Source organism: Monashia sp. HAY1-2A (genome assembly GCF_056755315.1).
Genome location: NZ_JBNDHY010000333.1, coordinates 1 through 404 on the forward strand (window position 1 = coordinate 1; position 404 = coordinate 404).

General features: G+C 44.8%; 1 protein-coding gene. It reads right to left on the bottom strand.

Annotated elements, in window-relative coordinates:
* Nucleotides 1-404, bottom strand: a 404-nt coding sequence (locus ACPYOM_RS22170; protein WP_481347614.1) for a potassium-transporting ATPase subunit KdpA, incomplete at both ends; no start/stop codon positions are given.

The following is a 404-nucleotide window of genomic DNA, read 5'->3' on the forward strand; positions in this document are numbered from 1 at the left end:
GCTTATAAATACGGCAAGAATGATAAAAATGAAGTAGTTCAGAATTCCTACGCCGCAACCTCCGTAGAAACAGTTGATCATCATGGCCAGCAGTTCATTCATTCCCGACAAAGGCATTGTGCTATCGTGCATGGCATTGACGGAACCTGTGGAAATGACCGTTGTCGCAATACTCCAGTAGGCCGAAGACGCACTTCCGAAACGGATTTCCTTACCTTCCATAGCTCCGAGATGAGGGTCGGTTCCCATTTGGGTAATCAGAGGATTTCCTCCGGTTTCATTAATGATATTCGGAATGGTTAAGGCCAGGAAGCCGATCGTCATTACGGTAAAAATCGTTATTGAGAGTTTTTTCTTCTTCAGATAGAATCCAAGCGCAAAAACCAGGGCAAACGGAATGATCA